Origin of the sequence: Actinomadura kijaniata NBRC 14229, from assembly GCF_001552175.1 — a bacterium.
Classification (GTDB): Bacteria; Actinomycetota; Actinomycetes; order Streptosporangiales; family Streptosporangiaceae; genus Spirillospora; species Spirillospora kijaniata.
Window position 1 is genome coordinate 22,889 of record NZ_BCQR01000091.1, and the last position, 25,037, is coordinate 47,925.

Here is a 25,037-nt window from a genome sequence, read left to right on the forward strand (position 1 = left end):
TTCCCGCGGCGGCCCTCGCCGTTGCCGCGCGACATCGGCTGTGAGATATCAACCAGGGGCCTTACGGGTGGTGCGGCTGCCGGGCGCGATAGCCTGACCGATGGATATCTCGACACCGAGAGATATTCGCAGACGCCAGGATGGCCGCCTGAGCCCGTCAGGCTCACCAGCAGGAGAAGAAGGCAATGACGCGCACCCCAGTCACCGTCACCGTCACCGGCGCCGCGGGCCAGATCGGCTACGCGCTGCTGTTCCGCATCGCCTCCGGGCAGCTGCTCGGCGCGGACGTACCGGTCAGGCTGCGCCTGCTGGAGATTCCGCAGGCCGTGAAGGCGGCCGAGGGCACCGCCATGGAGCTGGACGACTGCGCGTTCCCGCTGCTCCAGGGCATCGACATCTTCGACGACGCCACCAGGGCGTTCGAGGGCGCCAACGTGGCCCTGCTGGTCGGCGCGCGCCCCCGCACCAAGGGCATGGAGCGCGGTGACCTGCTGGAGGCCAACGGCGGCATCTTCAAGCCGCAGGGCGAGGCCATCAACGCCGGCGCCGCCGACGACATCCGCGTCCTGGTCGTGGGCAACCCGGCCAACACCAACGCCCTGATCGCCCAGCAGCACGCCCCGGACGTCCCGGCCGAGCGGTTCACCGCGATGACCCGCCTGGACCACAACCGCGCGCTGGCGCAGCTGTCGAAGAAGGCCGGCGTCTCGGTCTCCGACATCAAGAAGATGACCATCTGGGGCAACCACTCCGCCACCCAGTACCCGGACCTGTTCCACGCCGAGATCGGCGGCAAGACCGCCGCCGAGGTCGTCGACGACCAGGACTGGCTGGAGAACGACTTCATCCCGACCGTCGCCAAGCGCGGCGCCGCGATCATCGAGGCCCGGGGCGCGTCCTCGGCCGCCTCGGCCGCCTCCGCCGCGATCGACCACGTCCACACCTGGGTGAACGGCACCGCCGAGGGCGACTGGACCTCCATGGCGGTCGTGTCGGACGGCTCCTACGGCGTGCCCGAGGGCCTGATCTCCTCGTTCCCGGTGACCTGCGCGGACGGCAAGTGGGAGATCGTCCAGGGGCTGGAGATCGACGACTTCTCGCGCGGGAAGATCGACGCCTCGGTGGCCGAGCTGGCCGAGGAGCGCGACGCGGTGCGCAAGCTGGGCCTCATCTGAGGGTGAGCGCCTGAGCGTTCGCCGGGCCCCGGACCGTCCCACGGTCCGGGGCCCGGTGCTTTTCGGGCCCGATGCGGAAAATCGGGCGGTTCTGTCGCCGCTGGTCGGTAGGGTGCTGATCGCGATATTCGCTGATCAGGAGGGCGTACGGGTGGCCGAGCGGGCGTTTCAGGTCGATCTGCGTGGGGTGGTGGATCTGCTCAGTCGCCACCTGTATGCGAGCCCCCGGGTCTACCTGCGGGAACTGCTACAGAACGCGGTGGACGCGATCACCGCGCGGGGCGGCGCCGGTGGGCGCGTGCGGATCGAGACCGGCGGCGGGGTGCTGCGGGTCCACGACGACGGCGTCGGGCTGACCGAGGACGAGGTGCACCGGCTGCTCGCCACGATCGGGCGGTCGTCCAAGCGGGACGAGCTGGGCTTCGCGCGGCACGACTTCCTGGGGCAGTTCGGGATCGGGCTGCTGTCGGCGTTCCTGGTCGCGGACGAGATCGAGGTGGTGACGCGGTCCGCCCGGGGCGGCGAGCCGGTGCGGTGGACGGGCCTGGCCGAGGGCGGCTACCGGGTGGAGAAGGGCGAGCGGGACGAGGCCGGGACGACCGTCACGCTGCGTCCCCGGCCCGGCTCGGAGGACCTGCTGAGCCCGCCGGTGGTGGCGGAGCTGGCGCGGACCTACGGGTCGCTGCTCCCCGTCGAGCTGACGGTCGACGGCGCCGCGGTGACGGGGGACGGGCCGCCGTGGCGGCGTTCCCACCCGGACCCGGCCCGGCGGCGGCGGGCGCTGGACGCCTACTGCAAGGAGCTGTACGGGTTCGAGCCGTACGACGTGATCGACCTCGACGTGCCCGAGGCGGGGCTGACCGGTGTCGCGTTCGTGCTGCCCCAGGCGGTGTCGCCGAGCGCCCGCGCCTCGCACCGCGTCTATCTCAAGCGGATGCTGCTGGCCGAGAACGTGGAGGGCCTGCTCCCGGACTGGGCGTTCTTCGTGCGGTGCGTCGTGGACGCGGGGGAGCTGCGGCCCACCGCCAGCCGCGAGGCGCTGTACGAGGACGAGCTGCTGGACTCCACGCGCGCCGCGCTCGGGGACCGGCTCCGGCAGTGGCTGGTGCGGCTCTCGGAGACCGACCCGGCCCGGCTGCGCGGCTTCCTGCGGCTGCACCAGCTCGGCGTGAAGGCCATGGCGCTCACCGACGACGACATGCTGCGCGTCGTCGACCGCTGGCTGGAGTTCGAGACGTCGGCGGGGCCGATGACGCTGAGCGAGTTCCGGCGGCGGCACCCGGAGGCGCGGTACACGACGAGCGTGGACGAGTTCCGGCGGCTGGCGGCGGTGGCGGGCGCGCAGGGCGTCGGGCTGGTGAACGGCGGCTACGTCCACGACACCGAGATCATCGAGCGGCTGCCCGACATCGACCCGGAGATCCGGCTGACCCGGCTGGACGCCGCCGAGCTGACCACGCACTTCGGGGTGCTGGACCCGGGCACGGAGCTGGCGCTGCGGCCGTTCCTGGCCGCCGCCCAGCGCGCGGTGGACCGGCTGGGCTGCGAGGTCGTCGTCCGCGACTTCGACCCCGCCTCGCTCCCGGCGCTGTACCTGACCAGCCGCGCCGCCCAGTACCAGGAGGAGCTGTCGCAGGCCCGCGACGCCGCCGACGAGCTGTGGGCCGACGTGCTCGGCGCGCTCGACAACGCGACCAGGCAGGACCGCCCCCAGCTGGTGATCAACCACCGCAACCCGCTGGCCCGCCGCATCACGTCCCTCACCGAGGACGGCCTGATCGACCTGGCGGTCCAGGGGCTCTACGGGCAGGCGCTGCTGCTCGGCCACCACCCGCTGCGCCCGGTGGACACCGCGGTGCTCAACCGTTCCTTCCTCGGCCTGCTGGAGTGGGCCGTGCACGACCCGGAGGCCACCCAGTGAGCGAGCACGTGAGCCGCCGAGCGGAGGCGAGGCAATGAGTACTGATGATGTCTTTGCTTTGATGCGCCAGGCCGGTGAGCTGCCCTACGGGGAGGCTCGTACGGTCATGGTGGAGGACGCGTTGCGGCGCGCGGAGGCGACCGGGGACGAGGTCCTGGCGTTCCGGGTGCGGGTGCGGCTGACCGACGCCTACCGGTACGGCGGGGAGCCGGTGAAGGCGTTCGCGACGTTCTCGCGGACGCTGTCCGACTTCGACCGGGACCCGGCGCGGTTCGACGAGGCGCACGCGCTGCTGTGGCAGATGAAGGCCACGGTGCACTCGCTGACGCTGTTCCCGGAGATCCCGCTGGACCGCACCCACGCGGTGCTGGACGACATGGAGCGCCGTTACCTGGCGGGCGGCCACAGCCTCCAGGCGGTGTACCACTACCGCAACGACGTGGCGTTGCACCTGGGCGACCTGGCGGCGGCCGACGAGTGGTACCTGAAGTGGCGGGCCGCGCCGCGCGACGAGCTGTCGGACTGCGCGGGCTGCGACCCGTCGGGGATGGTGTGGCACCTGGTGAGCCTGGGGCGGCACGCCGACGCGTTCGAGATCGCCGCGCCGGTGCTGAACGCCGAGCTGTCCTGCCGGGAGCAGCCGCAGGGCATCCTGACCTCGATGCTGCCGGTGTACCTGGCGACCGGGCGGCTGGAGGAGGCCCGGGACGCGCACCGCCGCGCCTACCGGCTGCTGCGGCCGAACCTGGCCGACCTGGGGCAGATCGCCGACCACGTGGAGTTCTGCGCGACCACCGGGAACGAGGCGCGCGGCCTGGAGATCCTCCAGCGGCACCTGGGCTGGCTGGACCGCGCCCCGCACCCGTACGCGGCGATGAACTTCGCGGCGGCGGGCGCGCTGCTGCTGCGCCGTCTGGCCGAGACCGGCCACGCGGACCTGACGGTGCGGCGCCCGGCCTCCGCCGACCGCCCGGCGGCCGACGTTCCGGCCAAGGAGCTGCAGGCCGCGCTGACCGCGCGGGCCGAGGCCCTGGCCGCCCGGTTCGACGCCCGCAACGGCACCTCCCGCCAGGGCGACCGCGTCCGCGCGATCCTGGACGCCGAGCCGGTCGTGGAGCACCTGCCGCTCACCCCCGCCGACCAGCGGCGGCGGACCGTGCTGGCCGCCGAGCCGGCCCCGCGCCCGGAGCCGGAGCCGGTCGACCTCAGCGGCGTGACCGACCCGGACGCGCTGCTGGAGATCGCCGAGGAGCGCCGGTTCGCCCGCGACATGGCGGGCGCGGCGGAGGCGTGGCGGCGGTTCGACGAGGTGGCCGCCGACCCGACGCCGTTGCAGCGGGCCCGCCACCTGGACGGCCGCGGGGCCGTCGCCGCCGCCGAGGAGGACGCCGGGACCGCCCTGGCGGCCTGGGAGGAAGCCGCACGGCTGCTGGCCGACCTCGGCGAGGAGGAGCGCCGCCACCGCGTGCGCAGCCGCGTGGGCGCGATGCGGTGCGCCCTCGGCGACCTGGAGGGCGGCCTGCCCGACCTGCGGGCCGCCGTCGAGTACTTCGACGCCCACCCGCCCGAGGGCGGCACGGTCACCGGCGTGTACGGCCGTCTCGCCACCGCCCACCTGCACATGGGGAACGCCGCCCTCGCGCTGCCGGTCCTCGACCGCGCCGCGCCGGACGGGCCGGAGGAGACCGGCGAGATCGAGGACCTGCGGGGCCGCGCCCTGCTGGAGCTCGGCCGCGTGGACGAGGCCGTCGGGGCGCTGCGGCGCGCCCTGGACGCCCACCGGGAGGCGGGCGGGGACGCCGAACGCGCCCAGACGGCGCTGCTGCTCAGCCGCGTGCTCGGCCATCTGGCCCGGCACGCCGAGGACCAGGGGGCCGCGAAGGAGGAGGCCCTGGCGGCGCTGGACGAGGCCGTGGCGGCCGCGCCCGCCCGGTCCCTGCCGCGCTTCGGGGCGCACGCCGAGCGCGGCGCGCTGCTGCTGAACCTCGGCCGCGCCGCCGACGCCGTCGCCGACCTGGTCGAGGCCGTCGCCGGGTTCACCGCCGCCGGGGAGCCCGGGTACGCGCTGGACCCGCGCGTGGACCTGGCCGCCTGTCACCTGGTCACCGAACGGCACCTGGAGGCCGCCGAGACCGCCGAGGAGGCGCTGGCGGAGTTCGCCCGGACGCCCGAGGAGGAACGCGACCGCGACAACGAGCGCCGCTGCCGCGTCATCCTCGCCCACGCCCAGCGCGGCCTGAACGAGCCCGAGGCGGCCGACCTGTACGCCGCGCTGGCGCGCGAGTGCGCCGAGGCGGGCGACCACGTCTCGGCCGCGCAGTTCCTCGACAGCGCCGGTGAGCTGCTGACCGGGCTGGACAAGGACGCGCAGGCCGCCGAGGCGTTCGAGGCGTGCGCCCGCGCGTGCGCCGCCGGGGAGCTGCCGTTCGGCGTCGTGCAGGCGTTCCGCCGCGCCGCGATGTGCCACCTGTGGTCCCGCGAGCCCGACAAGGCCGCCGAGACCATGGAACGCGCCCGCGCCGCCCTGGCGGACCTGCCGCCGGAAGAGGAGGGCGCGATCGTGTGGGAGACGGCGCTGGTCGACTACGACCAGGCCCGGATCACCGCCGAGCGGGGCGACGTGCCGGCGGCGCACCGCCTGGCCGCGTCCGCCGTCGAGGGCTTCACCCGGCTGGACGAGACCGGCCCGGCCGAGACCGCGGCCCGCCTCCGCGACGACCTGGCCTCCTCCCTGGAGGGCGGGGACTGATCCGCGCGCCCGGCCGCCCACGCGGCCGGGCGTGTCGGCGGCCCATGATCGCGTCGCGTAGTCAATAGACTGCGATCCGCACACGGGTTTCGAGGCGGCATGTCGGGCCGCCGTCGCACGTCGGGGTTGATGTCACCATGCGCCGGGCTCTGCTCGCCTGCGGTTCCGCCGCCACCGCTGTCCTGACCGTCGCCGGGTCGGCGGTGGCCGCCGAGCCGGAAGCCGACCTGGGCGTCACGGTGACGGCCTCCGCGCCCCGCGCCCGGCCCGGCGGCCTGGTCGACCACACCGTCACCATCACCAACTTCGGTCCCGCGGTCGCCGAGCCCGTCGTGACCGTCCACCTTCCCGACGGCCTGTCCGTGGTGGGGATCGACGCCGACCACTGCCGGGAGCGGCGGCGCGTCCTGGAGTGCCGCCCGCCCGCCCTGCCGGCCGGGACCGCGCGGCTCGTCCGCATCCAGGGGGTCGTGGCGCCGACCGCCACCGGGACGCTGCGCACGACCGCCGCGGTCCGCTCCGGCACGTCCGACCCCGACGCCGCCAACGACACCGCCACGCTGGTCACGCCCGTCGAACCGGGCACCGACCTGCGGGTCCGGCTGCGGGGGCCGCGCGCCGCCCGCGGGTCCCGCGTCCCGGTCGTCGCGGTGGTCACCAACCGGGGCCCGCGCCCCGCCGACGCGGTCGTGCTGCGGCTCGGCGCGCACGGCGCGAGCCTGCTCACCGAGCCCGCCGACCACTGCGTCCAGACCCGCCGCGACCGGAACGCGCAGTACCTGACCTGCGAGCTCGGCCCCCTCGCGGCGGGCGCGCAGCGGACGGTCCGGGCGTTCGCCGACCGGGTGGCGGCGGGCCGGACCCCGCACTACGCGGCGGCGGTGTCGTCCTCGCTGGGCGAGACCGCCCCGCGGGACAACACCTCCCGCGCCCGTTAGGCCAGGCGGTGCGCGCCCTGCGACGGCGTCGCCGCCAGGAACGCCGGGGCCGCCCAGCCCCGCGCCGCGAACGCCTCCTCGACCGCCGCGCGGGTCCGCTCGGCCCGGTCGGCGGCCGTCAGCACGATCACCGAGCCGCCGAAGCCGCCGCCGACCATCCGGCCGCCCCGCGCGCCCGCGCGCGTCGCCGCGTCGACCACCGCGTCGGCCTGCGGCCACGACACCTCGAACTGGTCCCGCAGCGACAGGTGCGAGGCCGTCAGCAGCGCGCCCAGCTCGGCGGCCGCGCCCGCGCGCAGCAGCCCCACGGCCGCCTCCACGCGGTGGTTCTCGGTCACCACGTGCTGCACGCGCCGCCGCAGCACCGGGTCCCGCAGCGATCCCAGCGCCCCGGCCAGGTCCTTGACGTCCCGCAGCGCCGCCACGCCCAGCAGCCCGGCGGCCTCCTCGCACTCGGCGCGCCGCCGCGCGTACCCGCCGTCGGCCAGCGTGTGCCCGGCCCGGGTGTCGATCGCCAGCAGCGTCAGCCCGGCCTCCTCGGGCGCGAACGGCACCCGCGACGACAGCCCGCTGCGGCAGTCCAGCATCAGCGCGTGCCCGGCCGTGGCCAGCAGCGACGCCGACGGGTCCATCAGCCCCGACGGCACCCCCGCGAAGTCCCGCTCGGCCCGCTGCGCCAGCCGCGCCAGCTCGGGCCGTTCGATCTCCACGCCGTACAGGTCGCACAGCGACAGCCCGGTCGCGCACAGCAGCGCCGCCGACGACGACAGCCCCGCGCCCTGCGGCAGGTCGGAGTCGACCAGCAGCGACGCGCCGCCGACCCCGTGCTCGCGCAGCACCCGCGCCATGCCGACCGGGTAGGTCGCCCACCCGGACACGGGCCCGCCGGTCACGGGGACGCGCACGGTCTCCCCGCCCGCCTGGAGCGAGCGGACCTCCAGCACCCCGTCGTCGCGCCGCGCCGCCGCGACGGACACGCCCATGGGCAGCGCGAACGGCAGCACGAACCCGTCGTTGTAGTCGGTGTGCTCCCCGATCAGGTTGATCCGCCCGGGAGCGCGCCACACGCCCTCCGGAGCCCGCCCGAAGACCTCGGCGAACCGCTCCTGGACGTTCACCGCTGGAGGAAGGCCCAGGCGTCGGCGACCATCGTGCGCAGGTCGCGCTCGGCCTTCCAGCCCAGGTCGGCCTGGATGCGGTCGGAGGAGGCGATCAGGACCGCCGGGTCGCCGGGGCGGCGCGGGCTCACCTGCGCCGGGATCGGGTGGCCGGTGACCTCGCGGCACACCTCCACGACCTCGCGGACCGAGTAGCCCGAGCCGCTGCCCAGGTTGTAGATCTTGTGGACGCCCGGCTCGCACGCGTCCAGCGCCAGCAGGTGCGCGTTGCCGAGGTCCACCACGTGGACGTAGTCGCGGACGCAGGTGCCGTCGGCGGTCGGGTAGTCCTCGCCGAAGAGGTGCACCGCCTCGCGCTCGCCGAGCGCGACCTTCAGGACGTTGGGGATCAGGTGGGTCTCCACCGTGTGCCGCTCGCCCCGCGCGCCGCGCTCGTTGATCAGGGAGCCGGCGACGTTGAAGTACCGCAGCGACACGCCGCCGATGCCGTACAGGCGCGCGAACTCGCTCAGCGTGGCGTCGATGGCCAGCTTGGACGCCCCGTAGGGATTGGTCGGGCGGGTCGGGGCCGTCTCGGGGATGGGCGTGGACTCCGGCTCCCCGTAGGTCGCGGCCGTGGACGAGAAGACGATCCGGTGGACGGCGGCGCGGCGCATCGCGTCCAGCAGCGCCAGGGTCTCGCCGAGGTTCTTGTCCCAGTACAGGCCCGGCTTCTCGACCGACTCGCCGACCAGCGACTTGGCCGCGAAGTGCAGCACCGCGTCGAACCCGGCCCCGTCCAGCGTGCCGAACGCCGCCTCCCGCAGGCTGCCCTCCACCAGTCGCGCCCCGGCCGGGACGGCGTCCGCGTGCCCGGTGGACAGGTCGTCCAGCACGACGACCTCGTGGCCGGCCTCCAGCAACTGCGCCGTGACGACGCTGCCGATGTACCCGGCTCCTCCGGTGACGAGCAGCTTCACGAACTTCCTCCAAGTCGGAACGGACCGTGGAACGCCGTACAGGCTATCCGCAACGCCAACCGGGGAAGGGGCAGGAGCATGGACCCGACGCGTGATCCGGCGCCCGGACCGGCGCGGCCCCCCGGACGCCTGGCGCGCCCGCTGGTGTGGCTGCTGACCCGGTCCACGGACCTGGTGGTGCGGCTGGCGGGCGGGGACCCCGGGGCGGTCCGGGAGGAGATCACCGCCGAGCGGGTGCGGGCGCTGGTCGCGGAGAACACCCAGATCGCCGACGAGGAGCGGGCGCTGATCGGGGAGGTGTTCGCGGCGGGGGAGCGGCCGCTGCGGGAGGTGCTGGTGCCGCGGACCGAGGTGGAGTTCCTGGACGCGGCGCTGCCGCTGGAGGAGGCGGCGCGGACGGTGGCCGCCAGCCCGCACTCGCGGTTCCCGGTCTACCGGGACTCCCACGACGACGTGATCGGCTTCGTGCACATCCGGGACCTGCTGGTGCCCGGCGACCGGCGCGGCGGACCGGTGGGGGACCTGGTCCGGCCGGTGAAGTTCCTGCCCGCCTCCCAGCGCGTGCTGCCGGTGCTGTCGGAGATGCGGCGCGAGGGCGTCCACCTGGCGGTGGTCCTGGACGAGTACGGCGGGACCGCCGGGATCGTCACCCTGGAGGACCTGGTGGAGGAACTGATCGGTGACATCCGCGATGAATATGATGTGCAGGACGCGCAGGCGAGGCGCCTGCACGGCGGGGTGGTCGAGGTCGACGGGCTGCTCAACCTGGACGACTTCGCCGCCGAGACGGGGATCCGGCTGCCCGCCGGGCCGTACGAGACCGTCGCCGGGCACATCATGGCCGTTCTCGGCCGGGTGCCCGCCGAGGGCGACCGGGTATGGGTCGCGGGGTGGCGGCTGGTCGTGGCCCGGATGGACGGCCGGCGGGTCGCCCGCGTGCGCGTCACGCCGCCCGAGGCCAGTCCGAACACCCCCATCCGAGGGGGCGTCCCAACCGAGGGAGGACCCGCCGGGCCCCCCGCAGGCGACGCCGCCCCGGACGGGGCCTGAGAGAATCGGTACGTGCAGATGTCCCAAGCGACCGAAACCGCCAACGTCACCGGCAGCGCGAACCCGCGCGTCCTGTCGGGCATCCAGCCGACCGCCGACTCCTTCCACCTCGGGAACTACCTGGGCGCGCTCCGGCAGTGGGTCGCCCTGCAGGACTCGCACGAGGCGTTCTACTGCGTCGTGGACCTGCACGCGATCACCGTGGAGCACGACCCGGCGGCGCTGCGCCGCCGCACCAAGATCTCCGCGGCGCAGCTGCTGGCGATGGGCGTGGACCCCGAGCGGTCCACCCTGTTCGTGCAGAGCCACGTGCCCGAGCACGCCGAGCTGGCCTGGGTGCTGTCGTGCCTCACCGGGTTCGGCGAGGCCAGCCGGATGACCCAGTTCAAGGACAAGTCCGCCAAGCAGGGCGCGGCCGCCGCCAGCGTGGGCCTGTTCACCTACCCGATCCTCCAGGCCGCCGACATCCTGCTGTACACGCCCGAGACCGGCGAGGACGCCCCGCTGTTCCGCGTCCCGGTCGGCGAGGACCAGCGCCAGCACCTGGAGCTGACCCGCGACCTGGCCCAGCGGTTCAACCACCGGTTCGGCGACACGTTCGTGCTGCCCGAGGCCTACATCCCGCAGGGCGCCGCGAAGATCACCGATCTCCAGGAGCCGACCGCCAAGATGAGCAAGTCGGCCTCCTCCCCGCAGGGCATCATCGACGTGCTGGAGGAGCCTGGCCCGATGCGCAAGAAGATCATGCGCGCGGTCACCGACACCGGCACCGAGGTGCGCTACGACGAGGAGAACAAGGCGGGCGTCACCAACCTGCTGCGGATCTTCTCCGCCCTGGAGGGCGTCCCGGTCGCCGACCTGGAGAAGCGGTACGAGGGCCAGGGCTACGGCCGGTTCAAGAAGGACCTGGCCCAGCTCGTCCTGGACACCTTCACCCCGATCAGGGAGCGCACCGAGAAGCTGCTCGGCGACGAGGAGCAGCTCGACCGGCTGCTGCGGCACGGCGCCGAGCGCGCCGGGGCGGTCGCCGCCCGGACCATGGAGCTGGTGCGCGACCAGGTGGGATTCGTGGGACGTGGCCGCTGACGGCGCGGTGAACGGGGGGACGCCGACCGCCGTCCGGGCCGTGTCCGCGCAGGACGCGCCCGGCGCGGGCGGGCGTTCCCCCGGCGTCCGCACCATCGGGGTGGCCATCCCCATCCCCGACCCGTACGGCCCCTGGTTGCAGCGGATGCGCGCCTCGTTCGGCGACCCCCTCGCCGACGCCATCCCCACCCACATCACCCTGCTGCCGCCCACCGAGATCCCCGAGGCCGCGCTGGACGCCGTCGTCGACCACCTGGCGGAGGCCGCCCGAGGCCAGGAGCCGTTCCGGATCCGGCTGCGCGGCACCGCCACGTTCCGCCCGGTGTCGCCGGTGGTGTTCGTCGCGCTGGCCGAGGGCATCGGCGGCTGCGAACGCCTCCACTCCCGCGTCGTGTCGGGCCCCCTGGAACGCGAGCTGTCGTTCCCCTACCACCCGCACGTCACGGTCGCCCACCACCTGCCCGACGAGGCCCTGGACCGCGCGTTCAAGGAGCTGGCCGACTACCGGGCCGACTTCCGGGCCGACGGCTTCGCCCTGTACGAGCACGGCGCCGACGGGGTGTGGCGGCCGGTCAACGACTTCGCCTTCCGCCCGCCGCGAGGCCGCTGACCCGCGAAGAGGCTGACATCAGCGGCGATCAGGCGGGTACCGTCCGTACATGCCCCAGGTGATCACTGCCGTCCAGCGGAGGTTCGAGTCCGCCGACGCGGCGGTCCGGACCCGGCTGCGCCGGGCACGGGCGCGGTGGCGGTGGTTCGACCACCTCGCCCGCGCCTACGAGCGGTACCGGGACCGGCGCGGGGACCGGCTGGCGGCGGCGCTGACCTCCTACGGGTTCCTGTCGTTCTTCCCCCTGCTGGCGCTGGCGTACGCGCTGCTCGGCTATCTGGTCGGGGTCAGCGACCTGGCGCGCGAGTACCTGGTCACGGCGATCAACGACATGCTGCCGGGGCTGTCGGACCGCCTCCAGATCAGCGAGGTCGTCCGGTCCAAGACCGCCGCCGGGCTGATCGGCACCGTCGGCCTGCTGCTGACCGGGCTCGGCTGGGTGCAGGTGCTGCGGGAGTCGCTGCGCGACATCTGGGGCAACGACCCCCGCCCCGAGGGCGCCAACTTCCTGGTGATGCGGCTGCTGGACGCGGCCGTGCTGGTGTTCCTGGGGGTCATGCTGATCCTCGGGTCGGCCGCCACCGCCGTCGCGGGCAGCACCGCCCACACGGTGCTGGGCTGGTTCGGGATGGACGACGTGAGCGGGGCCGGGACGGCGCTGCGGCTGCTGTCGCTGGGCGTGGCGGTGTTCTTCAACACCTGGATCTTCCTGGTGCTGTTCTCCCGGCTGACCGGCACCCGCGCGCCCTGGCGGCGCATCTACAAGGGCGCGCTGCTGGGCGCGGTCGGGTTCGAGGCGCTCAAGCAGGTCGCCTCGTTCCTGCTGGGCCGCACCGTGGACAACCCGCTGTACGCCTCGTTCGCGGTCCTGGTCGGGCTGATGGTGTGGATCAACCTGGTGTCGCGGTACCTGTTCTACGTCGCCGCCTGGACCGCGACGCGCAGCGTGGTGCTGAGCGCCGACAACGGGCACCGGACGCTCACCCCCGGGGACGTCCTCAGCGTCAGCGCGCGTCCGGTGGGCAGACGCGAGAAGGTCTAGCCGGACCAGAACGCGTCGTCGCCGTACTGGTCCTCGGCGATCGTGCGGATCTCGGTGACGCGGCCGTCCTCGAAGCGGAAGACGTCGACCGCGCGGCCCGTCAGCGTCCGGCCGCGGCGTTCGGCGTAGGTGTGGACGAGCGCGACGCCGTAGTCGTCACCGGCCATCACCGCGTAGGGCTCGCTGCGGAACGTGCCGCCGGACAGCTCGAACAGCTTCACGTAGAAGCCGAGGACCTCCTCGGGCGTGGTGTAGTCGCCGCACAGGGGGCCCCGGCCGGGGACGCGGTGGACGACCCGCTCGGCCAGCAGCGAGCGGATCAGCTCCATGTCGCCCTTGGCGAAGGCGGTGTAGCCGTCGCGGAGCAGGGCCGCGTGGGGGTGTTCGGGGGCGGTGCGGTCGTGGGAAGGCTCATGCGCGGGGGCAGATGACACGACGCTTTCCTCCTGTGGCGTGCCGGTCCGCCGTCCAGCGGCGGCGCGCGGTGACCGGTCGCCACTGCCGAGGGTAGGCCGCGGCCGGGCCGCCGGGCCAGGGGAGGGCGGCCTTACCCGCGCCCGCCCGCCTCGGCCCGCGCCCTACCGGCCCGCGCCCTACTCCCCGCCGGACGGCTCGGCGTCGTCGCCCTCGCGGCGGCGGCGCATGACCAGGGCCAGCACTCCGGCCAGGATCCCGACCCCGCCGACCACGACGCCGATCGTCACCCAGTCGCGCCTCTCCTCGTCGCCGGCGATCGCCCTGGGCAGCAGCGGGTTTCCGTCCTGGTCGGGCTTGGCCGCGGGCTTGAGGTCGCCGGGCGGGACGAGGGTGCCGACCGGCTTGGCCTTCCCGACGGCGGCGAACCCCCAGTCCAGCAGCTTGGCGGCGTAGGGCGACGGCGGCCGGTCGGCCTTCATCAGCGAGATGATGATCGTTTTGTCGCCGCGCCGGGCCGCCGCGACATAGGTCTGCTGGGCCGCGAGCGTGAAGCCGTTCTTCCCGCCGAGCATGCCGCGGTAGGCGTGCGCCTGGCCCTCCAGCATCCGGTTGTGGGTGTGGATCGGGTAGCCCCCGGTCTTCTTGCCCTTCTTCTTCTCCTTCTTGGAGGGCGGCGCCGGGAACCAGTGATCGATCTTCTGGACGTAGCCGCGGAACTGCGGGTTCCTCAGCCCCTCCCGCAGGATCAGCGCCAGGTCGTAGGCCGAGGTGTGCTGGGTCTTCACGTTCAGGCCGAGGTCGACGTCCAGGCCGTTGGGGGACCCGGCGACGGTGTCGTGGGCGTTGAGGCGGCGGGCCTCGGCGTTCATGTCGGCCAGGGTCTTCCTCATGCCGCCGTTGGCCTCGGCGAGCGTCACGGCGGCGTCGTTGGCCGACATCATCATCAACGCGTAGAACAGGTCGGACACCTTGTAGGTCAGCTTCGGCGTCATGCCGACCTTGGTGCCCTCGACGTCGCACGCCGCCTGGCTGGGCCGCACCATCCGGTTCGGGTCCAGCTTGGGGATCAGCGCGACGGTCGTCAGCGTCTTGAGGGTGCTGGCGGGCAGGTAGTGCCCGTGCGGGTCGCGGGCGGCCAGCACCTCCCCGGTGTCGCCGTCGGCGATCAGCCAGGACGCCGCCTTGATCTTCGGTGCGGCGGGCACCCCGGGCCCGGCGTTGACGATGACGCCCCTTCCGCCCAGCTGCGGACCGCCGACCGGCTCCCGCGGGGGGACGGCGGACACCGCGCCCGGTGCGGCGGTCGCGCCCGCCGCGACGGCGCTCGGGGTCGCGACGAGGCACGCCGAGACGAGCGGGATCGAGAGCGCGACGCTGGCGCGGTGAAGAGACCTCATGATTCCCCGAAGGTTAGGCGACGTACCCGGAGAAGAGGTACCCCGGGGCGGACTCCCCGACGCCGGTGATCTGTACGACCTAAGGTGCGGACGGCGTTCCGGCGGAGGAATCGTGCGCGGTTCCCGAACCGGACGCCGCGGCGTACGTTGGAACGGTCGAGGCGCGAGCGGACGGACTAGTCCGTTCGAGGGGTGTCCGGACCAAGATCGATGGCTGGAAAGAGTGACGGTGCGTGATCACCGCCCGTCCCGACGAGTCAAATGATCCCCAAAGGGCATGGAAGTGCCCAGAGCGACGGGCACTGGACGTCATCATGGAGTCGAGCGACCTGACCGGCATTTGTCCAGGCATAGGGACCCGCTGGCCGAATTGCGCCACGTGCCACGCAGCGACCTGCAAGGATTGTGGACGGAGGTTGGCCGTGGCCATTGACTTCAACCCATCGCGCGGGGCGACGCTGGGCATCGAGTGGGAGATCCAGCTCATCGACGCCGACACCCGGCACCTGCGGCAGGACGCCGGCGAGGTGCTGGCGGACCTGCCGTCGCTCAGCGAGAGCGGCGTCGGCTCCGCCGGGCTGGCCAAGGTCCGCCACGAGCTGATGGAGTCGACGGTCGAGATCGTGACCGACGTCTGCCACACCGTGGCGGAGGCCAAGCGCGACCTGGCCGGGACGCTGGCCGCCCTGCGCGCCGCCGGCGAGCCCCGCGGCATCGCCCTGGCCTGCACCGGCACCCACCCGTTCAGCGACTGGCGGGACGCGGTCACCGCCCCGATCCAGCGCTACGCCGACCTGATCGAGCAGATGCAGTGGCTCGCCCGCCGCATCCAGACGTTCGGCGTGCACGTCCACGTCGGCGTCACCGACGCCGCCAAGGCGATCCCGATCGTCAACGCGCTGTCGGCCTACCTCCCCCACTTCCTCGCGCTGACCGCCTCCAGCCCGTTCTGGAGCGGCGCCGACACCGGGCTGGCCTCCAGCCGCGCGGTGGTGTTCGGCCAGCTGCCCACGGCCGGGCCGCCGCACCTGCTGGACGACTGGCCGGCGTTCGAGGAGTACATGGACACCTTGCTGCGGGCCGGCACCATCCGGAGCATCAAGGAGGTGTGGTGGGACATCCGCCCGCACCCGGACTTCGGCACCATCGAGATCCGGATGTTCGACGGCATCCCCACCATGCGTGAAGTGGGCATGGCGGCCGCGCTGTGCCAGAGCCTGGTGACCCTGTTCGAACAGCAGATCGACCGGGGGTACACGCTGCCGAGACCCGCGGCCTGGGTGGTGCGCGACAACAAGTGGCGCGCCACGCGGTACGGCCTCGACGCCGTCGTCATCACCGACGACACCGGGAACACCGCACCCCTCCGTGACGGTTTGTACGAACTGGTCCGCGAACTGGAACCCGTGGCCGACCGGCTCGGCTGCTCCGAGGAGCTCAAGGTGGCCGGCGAGGTCCTCGACCGGGGGGCGCCGTACGAGCGTCAGCGCGCGATCCGCGCCGAGGGCGGCACCCTGGAGGACGTGGTCGACGCGGCGGTCACCGAACTCGCGGAGGACAGGTTCGTCGACGTCGGGGAGGGCGCGCATGGCGGCGGATGAGGAGCCCGTGGAGCCTGCCGGGGGATCGGCCGCCGACAAGCGCGGGAACGAGCGCAAGGCCGATCAGCAGGCCGCCGAACAGCAGACCGTCGGGCGGGGCCCGTGGGGCTCCGCCCTCGCGCAGGGGGCGCACATGACACAGTCCGGACCCGGGGTGATGCCCGGCCTTGAACCAGGCGACGCCCCTCAGGAGGGGCCCGTGGCCGACCGGCCGGCGGCGGACGGGGGAGCCGCGTTGCAGCCGCAACTGGACGCGTTCCTGTCCGAACGCGAGCAGGAGCTGATCGAGTTCCGCCGGGACCTGCACATGCACCCGGAACTCGGGTACGCCGAGTACCGCACGACCGACCAGATCGTGGCGGTGCTCAAGGCCGCCGGGCTGGAGCCGAAGGTGCTCCCGCGCGGTACCGGCCTGTTCTGCGACATCGGCCCGGAGGACGGCTACACCGTCGCGCTGCGCGCCGACATCGACGCCCTTCCGCTCCAGGACGAGAAGGAGGGCGTGCCCTACCGGTCGACCGTGCCGGGCGTGGCGCACGCCTGCGGCCACGACGTGCACACCGCGATGGTGCTGGGCGCGGGCCTGTTCCTGGCGCAGCAGGCGGCGGCGGGGCTGCTGCCGGGCCGGGTGCGGCTGCTGTTCCAGCCCGCCGAGGAGACCCCGGGCGGCGCGCTGGACGTGATCGCCGGCGGCGGGATCGTGGGCGTGGACCGGGCGTTCGCGCTGCACTGCGACCCGCGCATCGAGGTCGGCCAGCTGGGCCTGCGCACCGGCGCCATCACGGCGGCGTGCGACAAGGTGTACGTCCGGGTCGCCGGGCCCGGCGGGCACACCGCCCGGCCGCACCTGACCGCCGACCTGGTCTACGCCCTCGCCAAGATCGTCACCGAGCTCCCGGCGGCGCTGTCGCGGCGCGTGGACCCGCGCTCCAGCCTGTCGCTGGTGTGGGGCCGGGTGTCGGCCGGGTCGGTCGCCAACGCGATCCCCGACGACGGCATCGCCGAGGGCACCGTGCGCTGCCTGGACGACGAGGCGTGGCACCGCGCGCCCGAGATGGTCCGGGCGCTGCTGGACTCGGTGGCCGCCGCCTACGACGTGGACGCGTCGCTGGAGTACCGGCGCGGCGTCCCGCCGACCGTCAACGAGGCCACCAGCGTCCAGATGTTCCGCGACGCGGCGGCGCTGGTGCTGGGCGAGGAGGGGGCGGTCCCGACGCCGCAGAGCCTCGGCGGCGAGGACTTCGGCTGGTACCTGGAGTCGGTTCCCGGCGCGCTGGCCCGCCTCGGCGTCCGCCGGCCCGGGTCGGCCGAGGAGTACGACCTGCACCGGGGCGACTTCGACGTGGACGAGTCCTGCATCGCGGTCGGCGTCCGCGTCCTGGTGGCGACGGCGCTGACGGCCCTGTGGGACGGCAACCGCCCCAACGCCGAGGACCCCGTGGAGGGGTCGAAGCTGGCCTGACGGGACCCGGCGGGCGGCGGCCCGGAGCGCGAACCGGCCGGTCGTGGCGCGTGTCCGCGATGGAGGCGATGTCCATCAGCTGACACTTGCTACGACTGGCCGGATCTGTTTTTCTGGACCCCGACCGCTCCCGGAACGCCACTGATCCGTACGCTGACCAGTGGCGATATGCCTACGCCTTGGTAACGGACCTGTTGCGAAACGGGCCGGATGGGATTTTCCACCCATTAGGCGAGGTAGCGTCCCATCGATTTGGTGGTCGCGTTGCGGCCACCGTTGTGCCCTGGGCGGGGAACGGAAGGAGCGGCCACGTGCGCCGTGCATTCAAGATTTCGGCTGTCACGCTGACGAGCGCCATGCTGGCGTTCGGCGCGTCGGCGTGCGGCGGCAAGAAGGTCGAGAGCGGAAGCGGCTCCGGCGGAGGCAAGAAGACCGTCAAGGTCGGTCTGGCCTACGACATCGGCGGGCGCGGCGACAAGTCGTTCAACGACGCCGCCTACGCCGGCCTGGAGAAGGCCAAGAACGACCTCAACGTCGACATCAAGGACCTTGAGGCCAAGAAGGACGAGCCGGAGGGCGACAAGGTCCAGCGCCTGGAGCTGCTGGCCAAGTCGGGCTACAACCCGGTCGTCGCCGTCGGCTACGCCTACGCGGGCGCGCTCGGCAAGGTCGCCAAGAACTACCCGAACGTCAAGTTCGCGATCGTCGACGACGCCTCGATCAAGGCCGACAACGTCACCAACCTGGTGTTCGCCGAGGAGCAGGGCTCGTTCCTGGTCGGCGCGGCGGCGGCCCTGAAGTCCAAGACGGGCCACGTGGGCTTCATCGGCGGCGTGGACACCCCGCTGATCAAGAAGTTCGAGGCGGGCTACGTCGCGGGCGTCAAGAAGGTCAAGCCGGACGCCAAGATCGAGATCAACTACATCTCGCGCGGCACCGACTTCTCCGGCTTCGCGGACCCGGCCAAGGGCAAGACGATCGCCGAGGGCCAGTACGACAAGGGCGCCGACGTGGTCTACCACGCCGCCGGCCTGTCGGGCGTGGGCCTGTTCCAGGCCGCCGCCGCCAAGAAGAAGTACGCGATCGGCGTGGACTCCGACCAGTACCTGACGGCCGACGCCGCCGCCAAGCCGCTGATCATCACCTCGATGATCAAGCGGGTGGACACCGCGGTGTTCAACTTCGTCAAGCAGACCTCCGACGGCACCGTCAAGGGCGGCCCGGAGACCTTCGACCTGAAGGACGACGGGGTGGGCTACTCGACCTCCAACGCGGCCGAGATCGACCCGCTGAAGGCCAAGCTGGACGAGTTCAAGCAGCAGATCATCGACGGCAAGATCACCGTCCCCAGCAAGTAAGGGCGGCGATCCGGCACTGACCGCGACCGGCCCGGCGGGACGCCCCCGTCTCAGCGAGGGGCCCCGCCGGGCCGGTCGTACGGTTTTCCGATCGACGTCGATCACTGTCCGGCCACTGCCGAGGAGAGCAGGGGATGTCCACCACAACGCGGGCGACAGAGCGAGCCGAACAGGCCGCGCCCGCCTTCGAGCTGCGCGGGATCACCAAGCGGTTCCCCGGGGTCGTCGCCAACCGCGACATCGACCTCACCGTCCGCGCCGGCACGGTGCACGCCATCGTGGGGGAGAACGGGGCCGGCAAGTCGACCCTGATGAAGACCCTCTACGGCATGCACAAGCCGGACGAGGGCACGATCAGGATCAACGGCGAGCAGGTCACGCTGAACTCGCCGTCCGACGCGATCGCGCGCGGCGTCGGCATGGTCCACCAGCACTTCATGCTGGCCGACAACCTGACGGTCCTGGAGAACGTCGTCCTCGGCGCCGAGAAGCTGTACGGCATCGGCGGCCGCGCCCGCAAGAAGATCGTCGAGCTGGCGCGGAAGTTCGGGATGCGGCTGGACCCCGACCGGCTGGTCGAGGACCTGGGCGTCGGCGACCGCCAGCGGGTGGAGATCCTGAAGGTCCTCTACCGCGGCGCGAAGATCATCATCCTGGACGAGCCGACCGCCGTGCTCGTGCCGCAGGAGGTCGAGGAGCTGTTCGGCAACCTGCGCGAGCTCAAGCGCGAGGGCCTGACGGTCCTGTTCATCTCGCACAAGCTGGACGAGGTGCTGTCGATCTCCGACACGATCACCGTGATCCGGCGCGGCACCACCGTGCAGGACGGCATCGACCCGGCCGCGGTCAACGCCCGCGAGCTGGCCCAGCTGATGGTCGGCAGCGAGCTGCCCGTGCCGGAGCTGCGCGAGTCCACCGTCACCGACCGCGCCGTCCTGGAGATCCGGAACCTGACGGTGCGTGACGCCACCGGCCGTCCGGTCGTCGACGACGTCACCCTCACCATCCACGCCGGGGAGATCCTCGGCATCGCGGGCGTGGAGGGCAACGGCCAGGCCGAGCTCGTCGAGGCGATCATGGGCATGCGGGCCCCCGACTCCGGGACCGTCGCCCTGGACGGTGCCGACATCACCGGCTGGGAGACGCGCCGCCGCCGCGAGCGGGGCGTCGGCTTCATCCCCGAGGACCGGCACCGGCACGGCCTGCTGCTGGAGTCCTCGCTGTGGGAGAACCGCGTCCTCGGCCACCAGACCCGCAAGCCCAACGTCAAGGGCCCGTGGATCGACCGCGCCGGGGCCCGCCGGGACACCGAGCGCATCGTCCGCGACTACGACGTGCGGACCCCGGGCATCGACGTGTCGGCCGCCGCGCTGTCGGGCGGCAACCAGCAGAAGCTGATCGTCGGCCGGGAGATGTCGGGCGAGCCGAAGTTCCTGATCGCCGCGCACCCGACCCGGGGCGTGGACGTCGGCGCGCAGGCCGCGATCTGGGACCACCTGCGCGACGCCCGCGCCGAGGGCCTGGCGGTACTGCTGATCTCCGCCGACCTGGACGAGCTGATCGGCATGTCCGACACGTTGCGGGTGATCCTGCGCGGCCGGATCGTCGGCGAGGCCGATCCGGCGACCGTCACGCCCGAGGAACTGGGCTCGGCGATGACCGGCGCCCAGGGCGCCGCGGACCGCGACCGGGAGGAGGGCCGGTGAACAGGCTGAAGACCTCACCGCTGGCACTGACGTTGCTGGCGGCCCTGGCGGCTCTGGTCTTCTCGATCGTGATCACCTCGATCGTGCTGTCGATCAGCGGCTTCAACCCGCCCTCGACGTTCCAGGCGATGGTCGACTACGGCACCCAGCCCGACAGCCTGGTCAACATCATCAACAAGGGCACGATGTACTTCCTGGCGGCCATCGCGGTGGCGATCGGGTTCCGGATGAACCTGTTCAACATCGGCGTGGACGGCCAGTACCGCATGGCGGCGATGCTGGCGGCGGCGCTGGGCGGCGCGTTCGCCCTGCCGCCGGGCCTGCACCAGATCGTCATCCTGCTGGCCGCGATGGCGGTCGGCGCGGCGTGGGCGGGCATCGTCGGCGTGCTGAAGGTGACCCGCGGCGTGAGCGAGGTCATCTCCTCGATCATGCTGAACTTCATCGCCACCGGCATCATCGCCTACCTGATCCAGACCGACCGGCTGGGCTACCAGCCCGAGGGCAGCGACAGCATCGGCACCCACCCGATCGCCGAGTCCGGCTGGATCCCCGGCATCCCGTTCCCGGGGGCCCGCGAGGGCGCGGAGGTGTACGGCCTGATCGTGCTGGCGGTGATCGTCGGCATCGCGTTCCACGTCGTGATCAACCGCACCCGGTTCGGCTTCGACCTGCGCGCCACCGGCCTGTCGGCCAGCGCGGCGGTCGCCAGCGGCGTCAACGCCAGGCGGATGGTCGTCACCACCATGCTGATCTCCGGCGCGACCGCCGGCCTGATCGGCATGCCGGAGCTGCTGGGCACCGCGCACAGCTACAGCCTCCAGTTCCCGACCGGCCTCGGCTTCCTCGGCATCGGCATCGCGCTGCTGGGCCGCAACCACCCGGTCGGCATCACGTTCGCGGCGCTGCTGTGGGCGTTCCTGGACGAGTCGTCCCAGATCCTCGACTTCAACGACATCCCCAAGGAGATCGTGGCGATCACGCAGGCGGCGGTGCTGCTGTCGGTCGTGGTGGTCTACGAGATCGTGCACCGCCTCGGCATGCGCTGGCAGCAGCAGGCGGTGGCGGCCGAACTGGCGGCGGGTGCGACCAAGAAGGCGGAGGTGGCCTCATGACCGCGGTGACCGAAGCGCAGCCCGCCGGGGCCCCGGCCAAGGCGGGTCCCGGACGGCGGCGCGGCCTGCGGCTGCTGGCCGTGCTCGGCGGCGTGTTCCTCATGCTGGTGCTGCTGCGGGTGCTGACCGGCGAGGACGCGATCACCTCCGGCGGCACCTTCGGGGCCGCGCTGGCGCTGGGCGTGCCGATCGGCATGGCGGCGTTGGGCGGCCTGTGGTCCGAGCGCGCCGGCGTCGTCAACATCGGCCTCGAAGGCATGATGATCTTCGGGACGTGGGGCGGCGCGTACGGCGCGTTCACCACCGGCAACCCCTGGGTGGGCCTGGTCACCGGCGTGCTGATGGGCGCGCTGGGCGGCCTGCTGCACGCCCTGGCGACCGTGACGTTCGGCGTGGACCACATCGTGTCGGGCGTGGCGCTGAACATCCTCGCGCCGGGCGTCGCGCGCTACCTGTCCACGATCTTCTTCGAGGGCAAGGGCGTCAGCGCCAACCAGTCGCCGCGCCTGCCGGAGTTCCCGGTGCTGGGGATCCCCGGCGTCAAGGAGCCGTTGCAGGATCTGGAGGGCAGGCACTGGTTCCTGGTGTCGGACCTGGCCGGGCTGGTGCGCGGCTTCACCACCGACCTGTCGGCGCTGACGCTGCTGGCGGTCGCGCTGCTGGTGGGCACCTACTTCGTGCTGTGGCGCACGGCGTTCGGCCTGCGCATCCGGTCGGTCGGCGAGAACCCGTACGCCGCCGAGTCGCTGGGCGTCAAGGTCATGTCCATGAAGTACGTCGCGGTGCTGGTCTCCGGCGCGCTGGCGGGCTTCGGCGGCGTGTTCCTGGCGATGGTGGCCTCCTCGCAGTACCAGGAGGGCCAGACCGGCGGGCGCGGCTACATCGGCCTCGCCGCGATGATCTTCGGTAACTGGCGGCCGGGCGGCCTGGCCGCCGGAACGGGCCTGTTCGGCTACACCGACGCGCTCCAGCAGCGCGGCGCGGGCGGCGCGATCCACGCGCTGCTGCTGGTGCTGGCGATCGGCCTGTTCGCCTACGCCGCCTGGCTGCTGTGGCAGGGCCGCCGCCCGACCACCCCGGCCGAGGCCGCCGCCAGCCCGCGCAGGCGCCTGTACCAGGTGCTCGCGTCGGTGATCGTCGGCGCGCTGCTGCTGGTGTGGTACCTCACCACCGACGAGATCCCCAAGGAGCTGGTGACCTACAGCCCGCACATCACCACGCTGCTGGTGCTGTCGCTGGCGTCCCAGCGGCTCCGCATGCCCGCCGCCGACGGCGTTCGCTACCGCCGGGGTGAGGGGCACTGATCGGCATGTCCGATCATTAGTGCATGAGTGACATCGACTGGCCCGCGCTGCGCGAAGCGGCGCGGGCCGCCATGCTTCGGGCCTACGCGCCCTACTCGGACTTCCCGGTGGGCGCGGCGGCGCTGGTGGACGACGGCCGCGTGGTGACCGGCTGCAACGTGGAGAACGCCTCCTACGGCCTCGGCCTGTGCGCCGAGTGCAGCGTCGTCACCGCGCTGTACGGACCCGACCGCAGGCCGGACGGGCCCCGCCCGAAGCTGGTGGCCATCGCGGTCGTGGACCGCCACGGCGCCCCGCTGATGCCCTGCGGCCGCTGCCGCCAGCTGCTGTGGGAGCACGGCGGCCCGGACCTGCTGCTGGAGACCGCCGGCGGCGTCCGCCCGATGTCGGAGGTGCTGCCGGACGCGTTCGGCCCCGACGACCTGATCAACCGGGCCTGAGCCCGGTCACCCCGCAACGAGAGGAAGCGCGCACGTGGACGCCATTGACGTCATCCGCGCCAAGCGCGACGGGCACGCCCTGACGCCCGAGCAGATCGACTGGACCATCGCCGCCTACACGCGCGGCGACATCGCCGAGGAGCAGATGTCGTCGCTGGCGATGGCGGTCCTGCTGAACGGCATGACCCGCGACGAGGTCGCCCGCTGGACCGAGGCGATGATCGCCTCCGGGGAGCGGATGGACTGGTCGTCGCTGGACCGCCCGACCGCCGACAAGCACTCCACCGGGGGCGTCGGCGACAAGATCACCCTGCCGCTGGCCCCGCTGGTGGCGGCGTGCGGGGCGGCCGTTCCGCAGCTGTCGGGCCGGGGCCTCGGCCACACCGGGGGCACCCTGGACAAGCTGGAGTCGATCCCGGGCTGGCGGGCGTCGCTGTCCAACGCGGAGATGCTCGACGTCATCGCCTCGACCGGCGCGGTGATCTGCGCGGCGGGCACCGGCCTGGCCCCCGCCGACCGCAAGCTGTACGCGCTGCGCGACGTGACCGGCACCGTCGAGTCGATCCCGCTGATCGCCTCCTCGATCATGTCCAAGAAGATCGCCGAGGGGACCGGGGCGCTGGTCCTGGACGTGAAGGTGGGCTCGGGCGCGTTCATGAAGAACGTGGCCGACGCCCGCGAGCTGGCCGAGACGATGGTCGGCATCGGCACCGACCACGGCGTGAAGACCGTGGCGCTGCTGACCGCGATGGACCGCCCGCTGGGCCGGGCCGTCGGGAACGCGGTCGAGGTCGCCGAGTCCGTCGAGGTCCTGGCGGGCGGCGGCCCCGAGGACGTCGTCGAGCTGACGGTCCTGCTGGCCCGCGAGATGCTGGCCGCCGCCGGGGTGGACGGCCGGGACCCCGCCGACGCCCTCCGCGACGGCTCGGCCATGGACGTGTGGCGCCGCATGATCTCCGCGCAGGGCGGCGACCCGGACGCCCCGCTGCCGGTCGCCCGCGAGGTCCACGAGGTCCTCGCCCCGGCCTCGGGCGTGCTGACCCGGCTGGACGCCTACGGTGTGGGCGTGGCGGCGTGGCGGCTCGGCGCGGGACGGGCCCGCAAGGAGGACCCGGTGTCGGCCGGCGCGGGCGTCATCTGCCACGCCCGGCCCGGCGACACGGTCCGCGCGGGCCAGCCGCTCCTCACCCTGTACGCCGACGACGCGGCCCGCTTCGACCGCGCGCTGGCGGCCCTGGAGGGGGCCTACGAGATCCGCGAGGGCGGCGAGCCGGACCTGCTGCCGCTGCTGATCGACCGCATCGCCTGAGATCCCGGGGCCCGCTTCCGGATCCGCGGAAACGGAAGCGGCCCCGGCACCGTCTGATCACTCGACCCCCGAGCCGATCAGCACGACGGAGCCCCATGACCTCCCACCCGGAACCGCCGCCCGTGTCCCGCGAGCGCGCCGACGCCGGGGACGAGCGGGCCGAACGCCTCCTGCGCACCGGGGCACTGGCCGCCGCGCCCCGCGAGGTCTGGGACGGCGCCGCCGCGTCCCTCGTCCGCGTCGCCCGCCGTGACGCGGCGCTGCGGGACCTGCTGGTCGC

21 protein-coding genes are annotated in these 25,037 nt (G+C 73.2%); 17 read left to right on the forward strand and 4 right to left on the reverse strand.

Annotation, left to right across the window (positions count from 1 at the left end):
- The first annotated feature begins 185 nt into the window (after nt 1–185).
- The 4 genes from AKI01S_RS26910 to AKI01S_RS26925 all read left to right on the forward strand — a co-directional run bounded on the left by AKI01S_RS26910 (nt 186) and on the right by AKI01S_RS26925 (nt 6,783).
- On the forward strand, nt 186–1,175 hold the full coding sequence (locus AKI01S_RS26910) for a malate dehydrogenase (RefSeq protein WP_067823915.1): 990 nt from the start codon (nt 186–188) through the stop codon (nt 1,173–1,175).
- 151 nt (nt 1,176–1,326) lie between these two features.
- Nucleotides 1,327–3,096, forward strand: coding sequence for an HSP90 family protein (locus AKI01S_RS26915; protein WP_067823918.1), 1,770 nt, complete (start codon nt 1,327–1,329; stop codon nt 3,094–3,096).
- A gap of 34 nt (nt 3,097–3,130) precedes the next feature.
- Nucleotides 3,131–5,845, forward strand: a complete 2,715-nt coding sequence (locus AKI01S_RS52535; protein WP_174567419.1) for a tetratricopeptide repeat protein — start codon at nt 3,131–3,133, stop codon at nt 5,843–5,845.
- Nucleotides 5,846–5,982: 137 nt separating this feature from the next.
- Nucleotides 5,983–6,783: a DUF11 domain-containing protein gene (locus tag AKI01S_RS26925; RefSeq protein ID WP_067823925.1), complete on the forward strand. Its 801-nt coding sequence runs from the start codon at nt 5,983–5,985 to the stop codon at nt 6,781–6,783.
- Here the strand turns inward: AKI01S_RS26925 and galK are convergent.
- Nucleotides 6,780–7,901 carry a galactokinase gene (gene galK, locus AKI01S_RS26930; RefSeq protein WP_067823928.1) on the reverse strand — a complete coding sequence of 374 codons (1,122 nt, stop codon included), beginning with the start codon at nt 7,899–7,901 and terminating at the stop codon, nt 6,780–6,782. The genes AKI01S_RS26925 and galK overlap by 4 nt on opposite strands.
- Nucleotides 7,898–8,860, reverse strand: coding sequence for a UDP-glucose 4-epimerase GalE (gene galE, locus AKI01S_RS26935; RefSeq protein ID WP_067823931.1), 963 nt, complete (start codon nt 8,858–8,860; stop codon nt 7,898–7,900). The genes galK and galE overlap by 4 nt, the downstream gene beginning before the upstream one ends.
- A 78-nt stretch (nt 8,861–8,938) precedes the next feature.
- Between galE and AKI01S_RS26940 the strand changes: the two genes are divergently transcribed.
- From AKI01S_RS26940 to AKI01S_RS26955, 4 genes are read left to right on the forward strand one after another with little or no spacing between them, the layout of a single operon-like run.
- The gene (locus AKI01S_RS26940) at nt 8,939–9,910 is read left to right on the forward strand and encodes a hemolysin family protein (RefSeq protein ID WP_067823933.1); all 972 of its coding nucleotides are present in this window, start codon (nt 8,939–8,941) and stop codon (nt 9,908–9,910) included.
- Nucleotides 9,911–9,928: 18 nt separating this feature from the next.
- Nucleotides 9,929–10,996 carry a tryptophan--tRNA ligase gene (gene trpS, locus AKI01S_RS26945; protein ID WP_067823936.1) on the forward strand — a complete coding sequence of 356 codons (1,068 nt, stop codon included), beginning with the start codon at nt 9,929–9,931 and terminating at the stop codon, nt 10,994–10,996.
- Complete coding sequence (locus AKI01S_RS26950) at nt 10,986–11,606, forward strand: 2'-5' RNA ligase family protein (protein ID WP_245681795.1); 621 nt, start codon at nt 10,986–10,988, stop codon at nt 11,604–11,606. The genes trpS and AKI01S_RS26950 overlap by 11 nt, the downstream gene beginning before the upstream one ends.
- 49 nt (nt 11,607–11,655) lie before the next feature.
- Nucleotides 11,656–12,648 carry a YihY/virulence factor BrkB family protein gene (locus AKI01S_RS26955; RefSeq protein ID WP_067823939.1) on the forward strand — a complete coding sequence of 331 codons (993 nt, stop codon included), beginning with the start codon at nt 11,656–11,658 and terminating at the stop codon, nt 12,646–12,648.
- On the opposite strand, the gene AKI01S_RS26960 is transcribed toward AKI01S_RS26955, so the two are convergent.
- Both AKI01S_RS26960 and AKI01S_RS26965 read right to left on the reverse strand, forming a co-directional pair.
- Nucleotides 12,645–13,082, reverse strand: coding sequence for a nuclear transport factor 2 family protein (locus AKI01S_RS26960; protein WP_067823942.1), 438 nt, complete (start codon nt 13,080–13,082; stop codon nt 12,645–12,647). The two genes, AKI01S_RS26955 and AKI01S_RS26960, sit on opposite strands and share 4 nt — an antisense overlap.
- Nucleotides 13,083–13,241: 159 nt before the next feature.
- Nucleotides 13,242–14,462: a D-alanyl-D-alanine carboxypeptidase family protein gene (locus AKI01S_RS26965; RefSeq protein WP_067823944.1), complete on the reverse strand. Its 1,221-nt coding sequence runs from the start codon at nt 14,460–14,462 to the stop codon at nt 13,242–13,244.
- A gap of 422 nt (nt 14,463–14,884) precedes the next feature.
- On the opposite strand from AKI01S_RS26965, the gene AKI01S_RS26970 reads away from it, so the two are divergent.
- From AKI01S_RS26970 to AKI01S_RS27010, 9 genes are all read left to right on the forward strand, one after another.
- On the forward strand, nt 14,885–16,063 hold the full coding sequence (locus AKI01S_RS26970; protein WP_067823947.1) for a glutamate--cysteine ligase: 1,179 nt from the start codon (nt 14,885–14,887) through the stop codon (nt 16,061–16,063).
- Entirely contained in the window at nt 16,050–17,525 is a 1,476-nt protein-coding gene (locus tag AKI01S_RS26975) for a M20 family metallopeptidase (protein ID WP_439951683.1), read from the forward strand. The genes AKI01S_RS26970 and AKI01S_RS26975 overlap by 14 nt, the downstream gene beginning before the upstream one ends.
- A 311-nt stretch (nt 17,526–17,836) precedes the next feature.
- Entirely contained in the window at nt 17,837–18,883 is a 1,047-nt protein-coding gene (locus AKI01S_RS26980; RefSeq protein ID WP_245681796.1) for a BMP family lipoprotein, read from the forward strand.
- Between the two features lie 134 nt (nt 18,884–19,017).
- A complete protein-coding gene (locus AKI01S_RS26985) occupies nt 19,018–20,589 on the forward strand; it encodes an ABC transporter ATP-binding protein (RefSeq protein WP_067823954.1) in 1,572 nt (523 codons plus the stop codon).
- Nucleotides 20,586–21,704: an ABC transporter permease gene (locus AKI01S_RS26990; RefSeq protein ID WP_067823957.1), complete on the forward strand. Its 1,119-nt coding sequence runs from the start codon at nt 20,586–20,588 to the stop codon at nt 21,702–21,704. Before AKI01S_RS26985 ends, AKI01S_RS26990 begins: the two co-directional genes overlap by 4 nt.
- On the forward strand, nt 21,701–23,008 hold the full coding sequence (locus AKI01S_RS26995) for an ABC transporter permease (RefSeq protein WP_067823960.1): 1,308 nt from the start codon (nt 21,701–21,703) through the stop codon (nt 23,006–23,008). The genes AKI01S_RS26990 and AKI01S_RS26995 overlap by 4 nt, the downstream gene beginning before the upstream one ends.
- 23 nt (nt 23,009–23,031) lie before the next feature.
- A complete protein-coding gene (locus AKI01S_RS27000) occupies nt 23,032–23,448 on the forward strand; it encodes a cytidine deaminase (RefSeq protein WP_067823963.1) in 417 nt (138 codons plus the stop codon).
- Between the two features lie 34 nt (nt 23,449–23,482).
- Nucleotides 23,483–24,757, forward strand: coding sequence for a thymidine phosphorylase (locus AKI01S_RS27005; protein WP_067823965.1), 1,275 nt, complete (start codon nt 23,483–23,485; stop codon nt 24,755–24,757).
- A gap of 95 nt (nt 24,758–24,852) precedes the next feature.
- Nucleotides 24,853–25,037 (forward strand): hypothetical protein (locus tag AKI01S_RS27010; RefSeq protein WP_157420169.1); only part of this gene is annotated, 185 nt, incomplete at its 3' end.

What these genes read in the sequence shown, in the direction of transcription:
- AKI01S_RS26965 (WP_067823944.1), bottom strand. Translation starts at nt 14,462, where the DNA reads ATGAGGTCTCTTCACCGCGCCAGCGTCGCGCTCTCGATCCCGCTCGTC.
- AKI01S_RS26955 (WP_067823939.1), top strand. Translation starts at nt 11,656, where the DNA reads ATGCCCCAGGTGATCACTGCCGTCCAGCGGAGGTTCGAGTCCGCCGAC.
- AKI01S_RS26925 (WP_067823925.1), top strand. Translation starts at nt 5,983, where the DNA reads ATGCGCCGGGCTCTGCTCGCCTGCGGTTCCGCCGCCACCGCTGTCCTG.
- trpS (WP_067823936.1), top strand. Translation starts at nt 9,929, where the DNA reads ATGTCCCAAGCGACCGAAACCGCCAACGTCACCGGCAGCGCGAACCCG.
- AKI01S_RS26995 (WP_067823960.1), top strand. Translation starts at nt 21,701, where the DNA reads ATGACCGCGGTGACCGAAGCGCAGCCCGCCGGGGCCCCGGCCAAGGCG.
- AKI01S_RS26985 (WP_067823954.1), top strand. Translation starts at nt 19,018, where the DNA reads ATGTCCACCACAACGCGGGCGACAGAGCGAGCCGAACAGGCCGCGCCC.
- AKI01S_RS26910 (WP_067823915.1), top strand. Translation starts at nt 186, where the DNA reads ATGACGCGCACCCCAGTCACCGTCACCGTCACCGGCGCCGCGGGCCAG.
- AKI01S_RS27000 (WP_067823963.1), top strand. Translation starts at nt 23,032, where the DNA reads ATGAGTGACATCGACTGGCCCGCGCTGCGCGAAGCGGCGCGGGCCGCC.
- AKI01S_RS26940 (WP_067823933.1), top strand. Translation starts at nt 8,939, where the DNA reads ATGGACCCGACGCGTGATCCGGCGCCCGGACCGGCGCGGCCCCCCGGA.
- AKI01S_RS26975 (WP_439951683.1), top strand. Translation starts at nt 16,050, where the DNA reads ATGGCGGCGGATGAGGAGCCCGTGGAGCCTGCCGGGGGATCGGCCGCC.
- AKI01S_RS52535 (WP_174567419.1), top strand. Translation starts at nt 3,131, where the DNA reads ATGAGTACTGATGATGTCTTTGCTTTGATGCGCCAGGCCGGTGAGCTG.